The 14,755-nt window shown below is 34.5% G+C and carries 14 protein-coding genes; 9 read left to right on the forward strand and 5 right to left on the reverse strand.

The features are described 5' to 3' along the window. Window positions 1-661 precede the first annotated feature (661 nt). The 4 genes from WC614_10825 to WC614_10840 all read right to left on the reverse strand — a co-directional run bounded on the left by WC614_10825 (window position 662) and on the right by WC614_10840 (window position 5,480). Entirely contained in the window at window positions 662-1,006 is a 345-nt protein-coding gene (locus WC614_10825) for a DUF488 family protein (protein MFA5033497.1), read from the reverse strand. 94 nt (window positions 1,007-1,100) lie between these two features. After that, window positions 1,101-4,430, reverse strand: a complete 3,330-nt coding sequence (locus tag WC614_10830) for a P-loop NTPase fold protein (GenBank protein ID MFA5033498.1) — start codon at window positions 4,428-4,430, stop codon at window positions 1,101-1,103. 257 nt (window positions 4,431-4,687) lie between these two features. Continuing rightward, complete coding sequence (locus WC614_10835; GenBank protein ID MFA5033499.1) at window positions 4,688-4,960, reverse strand: hypothetical protein; 273 nt, start codon at window positions 4,958-4,960, stop codon at window positions 4,688-4,690. Window positions 4,961-5,057: 97 nt separating this feature from the next. Beyond that, on the reverse strand, window positions 5,058-5,480 hold the full coding sequence (locus WC614_10840; GenBank protein MFA5033500.1) for a hypothetical protein: 423 nt from the start codon (window positions 5,478-5,480) through the stop codon (window positions 5,058-5,060). Window positions 5,481-5,642: 162 nt separating this feature from the next. Between WC614_10840 and WC614_10845 the strand changes: the two genes are divergently transcribed. Together WC614_10845 and WC614_10850 are read left to right on the forward strand one after the other, a co-directional pair. Then, window positions 5,643-5,822: a hypothetical protein gene (locus tag WC614_10845; GenBank protein ID MFA5033501.1), complete on the forward strand. Its 180-nt coding sequence runs from the start codon at window positions 5,643-5,645 to the stop codon at window positions 5,820-5,822. A gap of 200 nt (window positions 5,823-6,022) precedes the next feature. Then, window positions 6,023-8,761, forward strand: a complete 2,739-nt coding sequence (locus WC614_10850; GenBank protein ID MFA5033502.1) for a hypothetical protein — start codon at window positions 6,023-6,025, stop codon at window positions 8,759-8,761. On the opposite strand, the gene WC614_10855 is transcribed toward WC614_10850, so the two are convergent. Then, window positions 8,758-9,411, reverse strand: coding sequence for a hypothetical protein (locus WC614_10855; protein MFA5033503.1), 654 nt, complete (start codon window positions 9,409-9,411; stop codon window positions 8,758-8,760). The two genes, WC614_10850 and WC614_10855, sit on opposite strands and share 4 nt — an antisense overlap. 127 nt (window positions 9,412-9,538) lie before the next feature. On the opposite strand from WC614_10855, the gene WC614_10860 reads away from it, so the two are divergent. From WC614_10860 to WC614_10890, 7 genes are all read left to right on the forward strand, one after another. Beyond that, entirely contained in the window at window positions 9,539-9,772 is a 234-nt protein-coding gene (locus WC614_10860; GenBank protein ID MFA5033504.1) for a hypothetical protein, read from the forward strand. Then, window positions 9,751-11,304 (forward strand): hypothetical protein, encoded by a 1,554-nt coding sequence (locus WC614_10865; protein ID MFA5033505.1) that lies wholly within the window; start codon window positions 9,751-9,753, stop codon window positions 11,302-11,304. The genes WC614_10860 and WC614_10865 overlap by 22 nt, the downstream gene beginning before the upstream one ends. After that, window positions 11,301-11,771, forward strand: a complete 471-nt coding sequence (locus WC614_10870) for a hypothetical protein (GenBank protein MFA5033506.1) — start codon at window positions 11,301-11,303, stop codon at window positions 11,769-11,771. The genes WC614_10865 and WC614_10870 overlap by 4 nt, the downstream gene beginning before the upstream one ends. Before the next feature lie 8 nt (window positions 11,772-11,779). Continuing rightward, window positions 11,780-12,298, forward strand: a complete 519-nt coding sequence (locus WC614_10875; protein ID MFA5033507.1) for a hypothetical protein — start codon at window positions 11,780-11,782, stop codon at window positions 12,296-12,298. Beyond that, the gene (locus WC614_10880; GenBank protein ID MFA5033508.1) at window positions 12,295-13,557 is read left to right on the forward strand and encodes a hypothetical protein; all 1,263 of its coding nucleotides are present in this window, start codon (window positions 12,295-12,297) and stop codon (window positions 13,555-13,557) included. Before WC614_10875 ends, WC614_10880 begins: the two co-directional genes overlap by 4 nt. Beyond that, on the forward strand, window positions 13,547-14,503 hold the full coding sequence (locus tag WC614_10885; protein ID MFA5033509.1) for a hypothetical protein: 957 nt from the start codon (window positions 13,547-13,549) through the stop codon (window positions 14,501-14,503). The genes WC614_10880 and WC614_10885 overlap by 11 nt, the downstream gene beginning before the upstream one ends. A 61-nt stretch (window positions 14,504-14,564) precedes the next feature. Beyond that, window positions 14,565-14,747 (forward strand): hypothetical protein, encoded by a 183-nt coding sequence (locus WC614_10890; protein MFA5033510.1) that lies wholly within the window; start codon window positions 14,565-14,567, stop codon window positions 14,745-14,747. Window positions 14,748-14,755: the final 8 nt, after the last annotated feature.

Genomic DNA, 14,755 nt, shown 5'->3' on the forward strand with positions numbered 1-14,755 from the left:
TCTTATTTCCGTTAAATTCCATTCAGTACTCTCCAACCGCTATGGAGTACATCGAAAAATTTGGAATTGAACCTGAAAATTTAAGCCTGATGCTGACATTTGTAAACGATTAAATTCCACTGATTATTTAATTCCAATTCCATAGCTCATATATCTCTCTCCCCTCTCCTGGAATCAAATCAAAACCTCTATCAATACTCAATCTATACAATCCCACACACTATCTCCTATCACGTTCCACGTACACACCCCGTCGGGCATCAGCCCGACGCATATATTTATTATATCGGTCTATTATTTTTCTCTGCCAACTGCTCTCTATTTTCCTCTATTTATTTCTGCCTTATTCTTACTCTTTTTTTACCCTATTCGTTTACCTCTCTTACTAGCCATTGCTATTTTATCTTATTCTACCTATTCTATTTTGCTTGTACTATTTTACTACTCTATCAATATCAATCTGCGAGCCTCAGCGAGCACTAACAGCTGAGCGGAGCGAATGCTGTACAGCTCCTGCAAGAAGCTCTATCTTATCTGTGCGCCCTCCTGCGAGGTGTAAGTTAGACCTCCAACTTTGAGAGTGGAGCAAAGCGACCTCCAAAGGTGAGAGCTGGAAAACTGACCTCTGCGAGCGGAGCACACTAATTATTCTATAATATCTCTATGTTTTATCAATCAACTCTTTCAATAATCTTCTATGACAATGTTCATCGGACTTCTCCCAACAAAGCAAGGTTACTGCCTTTTTCTCTGACAATTCGGCTATCTTCTTAATTGCCTGCTGTCTTTCAGCATCTTCTATTTCCCGTTTGTATCTTTTTTCGTATTCTACCCAGTCAATCCTGTGTTCAATCCAATCTTCTAATAGTTCTGTGCTTGGTCCCAATTCTTTTATCCATCTATCTACATTAGCCTTCGGCACACCTCTTGGCCATTTTCTCATAACTAATATTCTTATCCCGTCTTCCGGTTCTTTATCTTCATACACCGATTTCGTTTTTAACATATCTTCTTTTTATTTTTTATGATTAGCTGAACTGAAGTGAAGCGCCTTTTATGTTTTTTTGATTAGCGTATCAAAAATATGGGAACACTTACTATTAATACATTTTGTCTTTCCACTTTAAATATCTCAATCCTTCTTCATAATATGTTTTTATATATTCAGGCACTACTACTTCTTTTAATATTTTATAAGGTCCGATTTTTGAATCAAAGTAATGTTCCTCTGCTGAATTAGGCCACATTCCTATGTAACAATCCCCACTGTAATCCTCTGGCCAATCAAAAACTCCCTCAATTTGACCTCTAAGTTTATTATCTATATAGAATCCAATAAATCCTCCATGTTTTGTTTTTGACCAGCAAACAGTAAATAAATGCCACTCTTCAGAAAGTTTTTCAGAATCAGGTGAGCCAACAAATAATCCTTTATGTTCATGTTTTCCCTTGCTCCAGAAACTCCAAGATTTTTCATCTCCAAATCTGGCAATTGCAAATACATTTATATAAGTATTTTTACCACCTATGTTTGTATACTCCCCTTTGTTTGTTGCATATCCTATTATATACTTATTTCCTGTAGTGGAGTTAAGTTTTTCTGTAACTTTAGCCCATATAAAGAAAGTGCCTTCACTATTGCTAATAAAAGAGTTATTAATTTTAACCGCATTCTTACTAGAATAACTAATATCTTTAATTTCTAGAGATTCCCCTATATATTTCTCATAATAGGTTGAAAATTCTTTTATTATATTCTTCTCGTCATCACTTAGAAAGTCATTGTTTTTAAACTTCTCCGCTAATTTTTGAAGTTCAGTAAGATAACATTGCTCATTAAGAGAGGTTAAATCTATATATTGTGGATGTCTAGATGAATTAAGGAATTCAATAAATTTTTTAGCATCTTTTTCAAGGAGAGAGACTATATATTTGCTTACAGTTTCCTTATTATTTTCTGTAGGTGTTTCCCAGTTAGTTGCCCATTGGTACAATACGAACCCCCATTTCCTTTTAACCAGCAATTCATCAAATATATCTCTTCCACTGTCGACAAAATATTTCTTTAACCTATCATTAAGCTTATCTTGCAAATCATCAATTTTTACTGTTTTATAAATACTTTCTTCTTTTCTTTTTAAATCATGTATAATGTTAACAGCAAAATAAAGGCTTGGCGTTTCAGTAATTATTTTTTCTAACATACTTTGTGTTTTTTTTGTATCTATCGTTTCATTAATTAATTTCATTAACAAAATATCTGCCTTGTCGTATTCGGAAATAAAATTCTCTTGTTTTTTTGTCGAGAAATTATCTACATTTGCATAGATAATTTCTATTATATCAATAGCCATACTTTCTTCTATTTGATATATAAAACTAACAAGTTTGTTGAAAAAATTTGAAAGCCTATTCTCTTTTTGCAATTTAAAAATCTGATTGCGGATAGCTTCTTTTCTATCATTATTATTTGTTATTTGCCGCCAATTACCTAATGTCGTTTCTATATATCCGTCAGCCAATTCTAACAAAGGGATTTTCCCAATAAAATATTTTGGGAAATATTCAGAATGCATAAGTCGCTTATCTTTCCTGTTCTTTTCTGTATCTCTGGAATATATTTCTCTTTCAGCAAAAGCATCTTTTACTTCAGTAAATATAGCTTCAAGTAAGTTCATTAAAATATCTTTATCTTTTTCATTATTAAGAATCTCTTCTGCATGTTTTTTTATTTTTGGGTATCTATCTTTTTTATCTATTGCCCAAAATGGAGAAGAGAGATAATTATATTCGGGAACATAAAACCACCAATTCTCCCATATATCATCATAAACCTTTGGATAAAAAATTCTTATTATTTCTAAAATAAAAAAATCATATAGATTTACTTCTAACTTCCCTTCAGTTACAACCGATGGAAGAGTTGAATATACGCCATTTAAATATCTTTTGATTATACGTAAAGTTCTAAATAGTCTTTTTAATTGAAAAGTATAGATATTGGAGAATTCTTTTGCAAAGGATTGCCTATCTTTTTCCGTAATCTTAAGCTTATCGAAAAGATTATTTTTTGATTGCGCCCATAATTCTAATATTTCATTTCTATCTTTTTGGTTTGAGATAAAATTGAAATCCTTTTCTATCAGTTCACGCTTGAAATAAAGATAATCATCTTCCGGTTCTATGTTAACGAATATTTTAACCCAGTCATTTTTAATATCGCCAATTTTCTTAAAAATATCTTTAAGTAATTCTATATGAAAACTTCCATCAATATGAATATTAAAAAATTGTTCAATATATATATGTTCTATAGCTGGTAAATTAATAGGACATTGAACGATTTTATCGATAAACTCTGATTTTACTACAGATTCATGGCTAATATCATGTTTTTCTTTCAAAATTTCCTTAATTGCGTTTACATCGAAGCTTAAAACAAAAATCGTATTTTTGAACTTTGTGTTTAAACGGATAAGTTTGAAAACCAGCAATACTTCTTCTAACTGAAGCCTATCAATATCGTCAATAAAGATAATAATTTTTTTCCCCGTCCATTCGATATATTTACCTATTTTTTCTCCGATTTTTTTCGCAGATTCATCTGAATGTGGAAAATTAATCTTAATTCCTGTTTGTGGAATTCCCACGGAGATAAGATTCAGATATTTTTTAAACGTCTTATTAAACTCTGGCGAGAAAATAAATTCTTTGCTTAAAGTATTCTCAAGTTGAGTATAAAAGGCAGTTAAAATCGCCTCTTCGTCTTTAAAATACCAAGGTTCAAAACTCATAATTAGATATTCGGCATTAGCTTCAAGTTTGTTTTTTAATAGATTAATCACTGAGGTTTTACCTTCACCCCAGCTTCCATAAAGCCCATAAACAAAGGAGTCCTTGAATGGAAGGTTTGTAATAGAATTATGGAAGTCTTCAATAAACTTACCTCTTCCAAATAAATCCTGTTTAGAAGTCTCAATGGGTTCATCAGAAAGTGAAAAGATATTTTCCTCTTTTGTATTGGTCCCTGCTTTTTTATTCCAGAGGTAACTTGATAAAAACCATATAAATACAAATATGAAATTTAGCGCTATTAATTTAAAAGTATTGCCCCCCATAAAAATGGGTATAGGTTTAGGAAAATAAATCAAAAAGCAAGTTAATAAAAAAATAAAACTAAAAAAAATAGTTAAAATTATACAATTGAGACTGCTTAAAACTTGTCTATTTAATTGTTTAGTATTCTTATATTTCTGCCAGAATTCTTGTGTTTTACTCCAAGAATGAAAAAGGAAAAACAATAGGAGAGAAGAAATGGCTACACTTATAATTTTATTAGAAAAATTTTTTATTAAGCCACAATTTATCCAAATAAGTAAAATCAGACAGGTAATAAAGATAGATAATAAAAGATATTTAATTTTTTTCATAAAAATTTGTAGCAATAATATTATTTTTTTTATTGTATATAGAATAAATAATATAAATTCCAATATAATCAAGGATTTTTTTGTATCCGAGAAGATAATTTTTAGAGTATTCCTAAAGTTTCTCTTTATAAAAAACGTATAAAAAATATTATTTTGTATATTTTGACAATATTTCACATACATAAGGAATAGATAATGTTTTTTCTATAAAAGACAAGCAAAATAAATAAAAAAATCATCATTCAAGCAGTAGCGGGCTATCTGCCCGCTACTATTTCGTCTATACGCTTGGAAGCTTCCGCTTTCGTCATCCCTTCGACTGGCTTTATGCCAAGTTTTTTTAGATAAGCCATCTGCTTGGGTGTTGCCGGCTTATTGCCGTTACCGTTCCCATTGGCTTTTATCTCTTCCATCCTTCTGTCTTTCGCAAGTTCCTGCATTATCGCTAATGCTATCCCTTCCTTGTCTTTCGCTTCCGGAAGCTTCTGCTGAATGCTTTCAAACAGCTCTATGTATTCTTCTGCGTTCATTTTAATCACCTCCTGCCAATTTTATTTGAAATTACCTCGCAATTCGAGGCGTAATAAAAAAACAAAAAAATAAACAAGTTTGCCGGATTTGCTATCGTCATCTTAATGACATATCAGCAAACTCGGAGTTCCATAGCTCACGGTGCAAATCTGACAAACAGGCATGAGCAGCAGTCAACGCATCATTGTCTATTGCACGAATTGCATATCCGACTTCGCTTTTCACGTTCTCGACGAAATTCCGCACTCGCTCAAGCGAAACCCTTTTCGCTCTTGGCTTTGCTTGTAAAACGTTGCTCCTGCGTTGTTTGACGAAGTTTTTCTTCAAGCCAATCAGCGATGTCAAAAAGCTTATAAGTTTGCTCGCTGAATAGCTTGTAACTTCATTTTGCAAAGCTTTCTCTACAAACTGCTTATATCTTTTTTCGATTCTCTCTGACTTCAGCAATTGCTCAATCAAATGCCTCTGCTTCTCTGTAATCAGCTTCATATTGCTCTGTTCTATGATTTCAGTTTCCATTTTTTGTTCGAATTTATCCTCCATATCAATTTAGTTCCAGACTTGACGGTCTGATTCACCCTTTGAATTGGGCTTAAACATTATCTCAAAAATCCCGAAGGGATTGGAGCGGTTTCTCGAGCGGTGAAGAGAACTGAGCCACAAAATATTTAATGTCCCTGGATGCGAACAAAGTATCGCACCGAAATTGCGAATAGAAATTTCGGCTTTAAATATTTTAGAGACACTGCGGGTTCTTGCGAGATTGGGGTGCTTGCTCCCAATCGTGCTTCTTACAGAAGAAGCGAAACCGAACTCGTGGTTGATGGGGACTTGGACACATCAAAAATTATTATAAGTTAAGGGCTGGTGTGGCTGGCTGAACTTGTAATAGTTTAACGAGTTCGGAGAAATAGAAAGAGTAGGAAAAGTTCAAAAGAAAAACCATAGAGAAAACATCGGTTGTCTTTGCGGTTTGTCTTTTTGTAGAAAGATGCGAAAAAACTTGCCAAATTAGAATTATGTATGTAATAAAAATTATATATTTTTTCAGGGATAAAGAGATGAAAAACAAAGGAGAGAAAAAAAAGAAAAAATTTGAGAAAATATTAACACTTATCAAGAAAACCATATTAGACTCTACTGAATGGGCAGGTTCTTGGTATTACGAAGTCGCAAAAATCTACTATATAGAACAACTTTCCGGTGAAGCCCAAAAAATATTAAAAAGATTAGTACAATTGTATGATAAAAAAATACTGGAAGAGAGGGCAAAACCAAGTATAGGAGTTGGATATCTGGGAATACTTGAGGAAAGTGTAAAAGCTTACAGCCTCTTAGTCTTAATCTTCATAGAAAAGAACGAGAAGCAAGAAATTATAGAACTCTACCCTAGAATAGTTGAGATAGGGACTGAAATCGCTATTTGTGAAAAATGTCAAAATACGGCATTTTATTTAAATTCCCGATATGAAGAGACGGTGCATATTTATAATAATTTGATAAATGTATTGGTTAATTATCCTTTGGAAAGGCAATATCTTAATGACAATTATTCCGAATTGACTTATGAAAAAGCGCTGAATTTACTCAAAAAAATAATATCAGTGGATTCTATAGAAGTATTAGATACTGGTCAGAAAACTACAATAGAAATCCCAGAAGTTAAAATTGAAAAATCTCCCGAAGCACTTGCGCTAGACAACTTTATTATATTAAAACATCGGGAATTAATTAAAAAAATAAGTGACGGGAGACCAATAAGCAAAAAGGGATTCGAATCCCTTGTAACTAACTATAGAAAAATACAAAAGAATAAATCTGCAAATATTGAAGAACTTTGGTCTCTTGCTATAAAGCTTTCCCAAGAGAGATTGTATGACTATGCGATAGAAATTTGTAAGAAATTAATAAAAAACAAACCAGATTGTGCTGAGTTTTATTATTATATGGGATTGGTGTATTTTCAATCCGGGGCATGGGATTGGTTGAAGATAACTAAATCTAAAAAAGCATATAAACTTGGAATAATTGCTTTTAAGAAATCCCTTAGTTTGGGCAAAAAATCTTATGAAGTTTACCCTGAGCTATTAAGGGGATATGGAATATTAGGAGATAGGGAACATTTCAACAGAATTGACAAAAAATGCCTTTCTATAGAATTTAAAGACAAAGTAAAGAATTTGGATTGGAGAGAAGAAGTTTTGGCATCAATTATTTATGTAGAAAGGACACGACTCCAAGCTGTTTCTATGTACAAAATGTTAAAAGAAGAAAAATATAGAGACGCTTATATTCTTCTAAATCAAGCTATAAGAGTTTGCCAGGGAAATCTATATTTTTCAGCATACTTCTTACTTTCATCTGTTTGTGATTTACTAAATAGACCTTATGAAGCAGTAAAAGCCTGTATAAAGTGTAGAGAATTGGAACCAAGGTTTGGATTCTCTTATTATAGAATTGGCCTTTATTTACTCCATAGGCTAAAATTTAAGTCTGCTGCTCTATATTTTAAACACGCAGCCGAAATATGTTATAGATATCATGATATAGAAGGAGATATCTCTACGGCAAAATATCACTATGCTCTCGGTATGTTAAGTTGGGAAAACGGCGCTTTACCGGAGGCGTATCAGCACTTTTTGAAATATAAAGAATTTATAAAATATTCTAAAACTATTAGCGAGATAGAATTTGAAAAACTTACTGAATTAGTGGATGTTGACAAAAAAATAAATAATTTTCCAAAATGCAACAATTTCCATGAATTAGAAAAAAATGTAATAGATGTATTTATTGATTTACAAAAATTATTTCCGAACCCACATTCTGTAAAACAGCCTTTAGGGTTATTAATTTTGGCAAAGTTTTGGTTCCTTTTTGATATGATTCATGTGCTTGACCCAACTTTTGAGGGATATAACAAATTGAAAGAATCAATAAATCAATATCCTCCAGAGGATATTGTTCCCTTTTCTGAAAAAAGGCTTGGCGTCCATCTTTCTAAAAAATTTTATACTCAATTACACTTTATAAAAGGGATGCAAGCAGTTAATAGACTTGAAAATTTTATTTTGGAAATAAAGTCTTATTCGGAACCAAGTATAATTCCGCAAGAAAAACAGATTCAATTGATAAAAACCCTTAGTGACCTTGCTACAGTATGTGATGGAGAAGCAAGCAGATATGTTGGAAGCAGATTAATAAGCCAAGTTTCAATTATTGAAAACCTGCAAGAACTACAGAGTCAATACAATGAGCTAAAAAAAGAAGTAAAAGAAGGTTTTATCCAAGAATATAAGTTAATAGAAGAACATTTTATGAAAATAAATTCTATCGTACAAGAACAGAAAACCAAACTGAAAATTCAAGAGCCAGAAGAAAAATTTACAAAAGTACCAAAAGAAAAAGCTGATTATGAAATTATAACTAACAAAGGACCTATTTTAGAAGGGTTTTGTACTCGTAAAGATTTTGAAAAGTTTGAGGCCAACTTTGATAAATCACATTATAATTTATGGTTACATAAAACAAAATATGAGTTTTTTATCAATGGCAAACAAAAAATTATTTTACCTCCTGAACAAGAGTACCTAATTGCTGTTCTCAAAGGAAAAGGAGAACTTGTTAGCAATAAAGAACTTACATCTATATTTGGCACTTACGAGAATGCCCGTAAGTACAGAGCAAGTGTGAGAAAAGACCCTGTTTTAGAAAAATATATAAGGCATATCATTCCAAAAGGAGATAAACTCGAGGCAGATGTTTCTTTTTGTCTAATAATTGAGGTGAAAAAAGATTAAAAAGAATTTCCCACTTCTAATTTGTAATGTAGCACATCATAACACGCTTTTGTAAAATTTTTGTGAAGTTCAAAAAAATATTCGCCTTTTTCTTTCACCCTAAAATTCAATTCACTAAAACATTTTTTTAAGCATTTATCTATTCCCAAACATTCGGTATCAGAGGTTGTTTTATGCACTATTACATTTTGAATATAGCGTTTTTTTCGATTTTCCCTGTCATGTTCATATTCTGTTTTAAGAACATTTGCATGCTTGTTAACTGCAGGCAGTTTTTGTAGCCTTTTTTCGAGACTATATGGATTCTCTCCGGAAGTATAATAATTGTAGGTACATTTTAATTGAGAACCTAATAAAGGACAAGATGAATCACGCATTATCCTCATAAGTCTTGCAAAAATTAAAATTTCCTCTTTTTCTGGTAAGAATTTTTGTTCAAGAAGTGTTGGCAATGTTTTTTCAAGATAATGACTATGATTGATTAAATACGTTTTTTTATGTGTAATGCTATCTAAATTCTTTACATATAACTTTTGGAGAGCAGATAAATTCAATCTTTTATAATAGGTAAAATCGGGGGCATATCCATCTACCATAACTGCTTCTTTCCACTGCTCTTGTTCCTTTTTTTCGAGCTTTAACCATACCATGAAAAACAAAGATACAACTGGTTTTTAATCCTTTCGTTCACAAATAAGTACAAATTTTCTCAACAAAAGAACTGAGTATTTTTTTCACTATGTTATGGTTCACCCGATGAATAAAAAAGGGGGGACAATGAAAAGAAAAAATATCTCCGCGAGCAAAATAATGTTTTTGGGATTCATACTCTTCCTGTTTGCATTAAATATGCTTGTTCCAGCTGTTGAGCTCCACGAACCTGTTGAAATATGGAAGTATCCCAACCGTAGGAAAACGCTTCTGCATAAAATAGATAACAACATTACCTGCATTTGTTCAGCAGATAATACAAAAAAAAGGGGGTGCGTATGTACGCATTTTTATGGATAGCAGTAGCAGTTCTCGTAGGCTCTCTGATAATATATGCTTTTCAAAAAGAGCTTACGCAGCTGGTCTCAAAAGTCCTTGACCTTGTCAAAGGTCTACTTGAGACATCTGAGTCGAAACTGGGTGTGGCAGTCACTAAAGTCTCCCGTTCGCTCAAGGGAGTCTTGCCTTTCATGGTATATGTTTTCGCGTTCGGGATTGCTTTTGTAGGAATAGTTAGCTCCTGTGTGGATTTTTCCTTAATCAAATTCTCTGTCAATGTAATTGGTCTTGCAAATACAACCTTATTTCACACAAACCACGGGAATGTTTCCGCAGCATCTGCTGTTGCATTATTTATTGTCATGATGGAATGGATTCTGGGCTATCTTAATAACGAAAAAACGAAAAGAGAGAGACAAAATGATGGTCAATCTAAAGCCAAGCCATCCGGTTTTTTGCTTGCTTTCATCGGTATTGTTGTGGTATCCGCATTTTTGACTTTTGAACGCGTGATAGAGATGGAAGCGGGGACAAGAGTCCCAATAGTAGGCGCTTTCAGAGGTGCACCAGTTGAATTATTGGCTTTTATCAGCGCATTTTTAACAATTCTTACTGCAATCACGATATACTGGACCAGTCCTTCCCTTGATATAGCACTGCATGGTTTGATGTTTCTTGTTGTAATTGTAGTTATTGTGGTTTTAAGCGTTCTCCGTGGAATGACATGGCTAGTTCTTAAACTGATAGAAGGACTGCGTCCTATCTTGCTTATCATAACAGATTTACTCAGCAAAATCGGGAAATTTATAGTAAGCGGTTTAAAATCCGCTAAAAAGAGAAACAAAACTGTTTCTAATGTTCTGATACCTGTTGTTATCGCCACATCAGTTCTGACTTCTGGATGTATATCAACTCCTGCCAATTCTGGCAAAACAGAAATTGTAGTTATTTTGGACACAAGCTACAGTTTCAAGAGCCTGCTCGGCAAAGCAGTTAAAAAATGTGAGGAAATCATAGATTCATTATCACCGGGGTCAGAATTCATTGCAATAAGCATAAATGCCTCTTCATACCAACAGCTCGATGAACTGGCGTATGTAAAAATACCATCAGATGAGACAGACAGAGAAAAATACTGCAAGTCGGCGAATGCTGAATATACCGAAAGAATAAGCAAAATTAAACAGCCTGCCATTGATAATTTGAAGAAAGTCATAACTGCGAAAAGCTCCCCCAAAACCGATATTTGGGGGAGTATCGCTTATTCCAGTAGCCTGTTCTCGGACAGCACTGCAAAAAGAATACTCATTATCTTATCTGATATTTTGGACAATGTGGGGACGGATTCCGATTCATGCGATTTCCGCGGAGTCAAGGTCTGGGTGCTGTTTGTTATCCATACAGATTCTCCTTCGGAATACAAAAAACGCATATCCCAATACGAAGAATATTTTATTAAACATAATGCGTCATCTATAGAGTTTTTTGACCCGATTCGGAGCTCTGCAATAGATGTAAATGAGATTCTGGAGATTAATAAGGAGGAACAATGATAACCATAGACACATTGATTAACGCAACCATATTTTCTATTTTATTGGTTGTGGCAGTTGCTGTCTTTATTTTTGTAACATCAAAAACAGGACCTGACTTGATATCATCCGTATTGTTTTCGCTTGCGACAGGGCTTCTTATTGGAGCTTGCATCGTTTTTTTCTGTAAGGGATTTATTCCTTTCTTCCGCGGAATTCATATTCCTTTCAAGGGCATATTAATTATATGGCCCATTTGTTCAGTTATTTTGGTTCCTTTTGTCGGCTACAATGTGGAAATAACGGGAAATGTGGTGCTGGATGTTTTACTGAGCGGAGGACTATTGGCATTATGGATAGCGGTTATGGGGACAGGATACGCCGTTACGCTTCATCAGGGATGTTGGGGCAAGGTATTGCAATCAATGACATTTATAGGCTTATTTTTAGGAGTGATAATAAGAGCCATCTTTTGGGCTCTGGAATAGGGGGTAAAATGAAAATGGAAGACGAAGAACTAAATTTTATTACAGATAAAACCCAAAAAAATATAAATCTGGATTTGGGTGATGTAATAAAAGAGTATATGCATGTTCATGCAAAAACAAGAGATAAAGAAATAATTTCCGATTTGCTAAAGCACACGGACACCCTTAATCACGAGTTTACAATGAAATTGGTGGATCATTACGGGAAGATAACAGAAAAAGCTATTGAAATTTATGAGAAACGGGAAATACAAGGCGACAAGATGCAAAAGGTTTTTGGATTTACTCGCTGGTCAACTATTTCCACAAATGCTTTCGGGACAGCTTTGTCAGAGGCGAAAGAGCTTATACGCATATCCAATCCAACGGACAATCCGGAAGTAAAAGAGATTTTGTACATACGAAAACAGAATCTGATTATGCTCGGGAAGCATCTTTCGGATATGCTTAGTGATAATAAATCCACAGAGAAGCTCAATTTTAAGGGGATTGGCAAAATGTTAGGCTTTAACGAGGAGGAAGAATGAACATACCCGAAGGATTTCAGGATATTGTAAAAAAATCAATGGAAAGTAATCCGAGACTGAAAAAAGTATTTATACTTTCATCTCTTGCCGGCGATAAAGAAGCCGTTGCTTCGGTTATGGAAATGGCAACGGCTTCGTCTCTCCGCCAGATACTAAAGCCAACTGTTCCAGAGGCTTTTTATCCTCCGCCGACTGCCAAAGATTTTAAGGGGAAATTCTATCTTGGTACAGGCGTAGGATATAACCCTTCTACTGAAACAGATGATTTGACAAAAGGGATAGTAACTCTTGGGTCTATTGGTGTCGGCAAGACTAATAGCGCGTTTTATGATATGCAACAATTTCATTCCCTTGGTAAAAAATTTCTACATCTTGGTTTCAAACAAAGCGTCCGTCATTTTGAAGAAATTCCTATTCTTACTCTTACTACAGGAACTAAAGTAAACTTTTACGGGCAGATATTTGATTACCCGCCTCCCGGGGTAGATGTTATTCAGTGGGATTTGTTGAGTTCAAGGGTATTCGGCGGAACAACCTATATTCTTGACGCAGGTCAATCGCTTTTATTGCAAGTGATTACAGAGCTTAGAAGAGAGGGCAAGCATGTTAATCCAACGACTATATTAGAAAAACTGAAAAAAATAAAAACAAGTTTCGGAAGAGAAGGCGAATGGAAAGCGACTCTTATCAACAGGTTTACGGAGTTTAATATTGTCTGCGGCGGAATGTTCAGCAGAGAAGTCAGGTTTCCATTGGAGAAACTGATAGAATCCCATAATATAGAAATTGAGTTGGACAGTGCCGGCCATTTTGCGCCATTTATTGCTACTATGATTATTGCGTATCTCTATGAATACAGGAAAGCGAACAATATCAGAGGAAACAAGTTAATAACTCCCATTATGTGCGATGAGTTGCATTCACTGGTAAACACCACGATGGCTCAGTATTTTCAAAAAGAGGAGTTACCTCTGCTTGATTATATGAGGAAAGGAAGGGAGTTCGGCATCGGGCTTGTGCTTTTCACAAATGAAATAAAAACCATACCTTCAGCCATCAAGACGCAGGCGCATATTAAAATAATGATGCGGTGCGCTGATTTTAACGAAATCCAGGCAATGGGCTCTGCAATGAATCTAACACAGGAACAAATGGAGCTCTGCCTTGATTTGCCGGTGGGATGGGGAATAGTGAAAATTCCGGAAATTGCCCCGTTTCTTACATATTTTCCACTTGTGGGAGGAAAAGATGATAACTGATAGTCAGATAAACGAACGAAATAAGCGTCTTTTAGCCGGCACTGAATTTGAATCAATTTTACGGAAATACGAGGAAGTGCCTCCTAATGCAAATCAGGGAAAGGAAACAAGTGAAACAGTAACGGCAAACGAAACAATAGGAACGAATGAAACAAGTAGAGCACCGAGAACGAACGAACCTAATGAATCTCCCACACCGCAAGCGGCGGGGTATCAAACAGAAACAAACAACACAACATGCAACATCTCATCCCACGCCCCAAGGGGCGGGGAATTCCAAGTTAAAAAGCCTGAGAAAGTATTCATCAAACAAGAGCCAACCACTCAGCTTACCAATGAAGAGCGAAGTTTTCTTAATGATGTTTACAATCATGAGTTTGAATCGCTTGTAAACCGCTTCAGAAACTTGGGATTATCAGCAGGAAGCGGAAGCAGGCTTGTTGCAAAACTTGTATCTTTGAACTTAATCAGAAAACTAGAAATTAATCTTGGTGGTCGTGGAAATTCAATAACACTGCTTGAACTGACAGGCGAAGCCTATCTGTTGCTCAAACTAGAGCCCAAAAAATACGGAAGAGGGAGCGGGATGGAACACTATTTTTGGCAGGTCAAAGTCAAGGATACTTTAAAACCGTTAGGCAGTGCGGAAATTGAGGAAAATGTTAAAAATAAATTTATTGACGTAACATTAAGACTGCCTGATGGCAGTCTTCTCATCGGAATTGAGATAGAAATATCTTCGGCAAAAGAGCATATCGTTGAGCAGATTAAGCGAGATATTGAGGCAGGTATTGATTTTCTGATTATCGGATTCAAAGACAAAAGGCTGTTTGAGCAAATGCAAAAAACAATAAGTGCATCAAATAAGTTAATACCGGACAAGGTAAGATTATGCCTGCTTCCAGAAATAGTGAAAGAAGCAATGAAATTAGCAAATAAAAAATGAAGAAGTCTGTTTTAGAAAAATTTTTTATTCCTTTTTGCAACAAGTTTGTAAAGGGGGAAACATGGAAAACAGCACTTTGCATAATGATTCGGACAACGAACAACAAACCCTTGAAAAACTCATTGTCAAGGCAGTGTATAGGAAATACCAGAAACAGGGGCAAAGGCAAGATGCCAAAAAACATGCAGTTGAAAAGGAAGCTGACAAAACCGATGCTCCTGTTGCAGTTGGCTCTGAAGTATAGGTTACTTT

Source organism: bacterium, from assembly GCA_041649255.1.
Lineage (GTDB): Bacteria > Hydrothermota > UBA3073 > JACQXS01 > JAQTXJ01 > JAQTXJ01.

Bases quoted from the DNA above. Each gene is read 5' to 3' on its own strand.
- WC614_10870 (MFA5033506.1), top strand. From the start codon at position 11,301: ATGATAACCATAGACACATTGATTAACGCAACCATATTTTCTATTTTA.
- WC614_10830 (MFA5033498.1), bottom strand. From the start codon at position 4,430: ATGAAAAAAATTAAATATCTTTTATTATCTATCTTTATTACCTGTCTG.
- WC614_10835 (MFA5033499.1), bottom strand. From the start codon at position 4,960: ATGAACGCAGAAGAATACATAGAGCTGTTTGAAAGCATTCAGCAGAAG.
- WC614_10845 (MFA5033501.1), top strand. From the start codon at position 5,643: ATGCGAACAAAGTATCGCACCGAAATTGCGAATAGAAATTTCGGCTTT.
- WC614_10860 (MFA5033504.1), top strand. From the start codon at position 9,539: ATGAAAAGAAAAAATATCTCCGCGAGCAAAATAATGTTTTTGGGATTC.
- WC614_10880 (MFA5033508.1), top strand. From the start codon at position 12,295: ATGAACATACCCGAAGGATTTCAGGATATTGTAAAAAAATCAATGGAA.
- WC614_10890 (MFA5033510.1), top strand. From the start codon at position 14,565: ATGGAAAACAGCACTTTGCATAATGATTCGGACAACGAACAACAAACC.
- WC614_10850 (MFA5033502.1), top strand. From the start codon at position 6,023: ATGAAAAACAAAGGAGAGAAAAAAAAGAAAAAATTTGAGAAAATATTA.
- WC614_10885 (MFA5033509.1), top strand. From the start codon at position 13,547: ATGATAACTGATAGTCAGATAAACGAACGAAATAAGCGTCTTTTAGCC.
- WC614_10875 (MFA5033507.1), top strand. From the start codon at position 11,780: ATGAAAATGGAAGACGAAGAACTAAATTTTATTACAGATAAAACCCAA.
- WC614_10825 (MFA5033497.1), bottom strand. From the start codon at position 1,006: ATGTTAAAAACGAAATCGGTGTATGAAGATAAAGAACCGGAAGACGGG.
- WC614_10865 (MFA5033505.1), top strand. From the start codon at position 9,751: ATGTACGCATTTTTATGGATAGCAGTAGCAGTTCTCGTAGGCTCTCTG.
- WC614_10855 (MFA5033503.1), bottom strand. From the start codon at position 9,411: ATGGTATGGTTAAAGCTCGAAAAAAAGGAACAAGAGCAGTGGAAAGAA.
- WC614_10840 (MFA5033500.1), bottom strand. From the start codon at position 5,480: ATGGAAACTGAAATCATAGAACAGAGCAATATGAAGCTGATTACAGAG.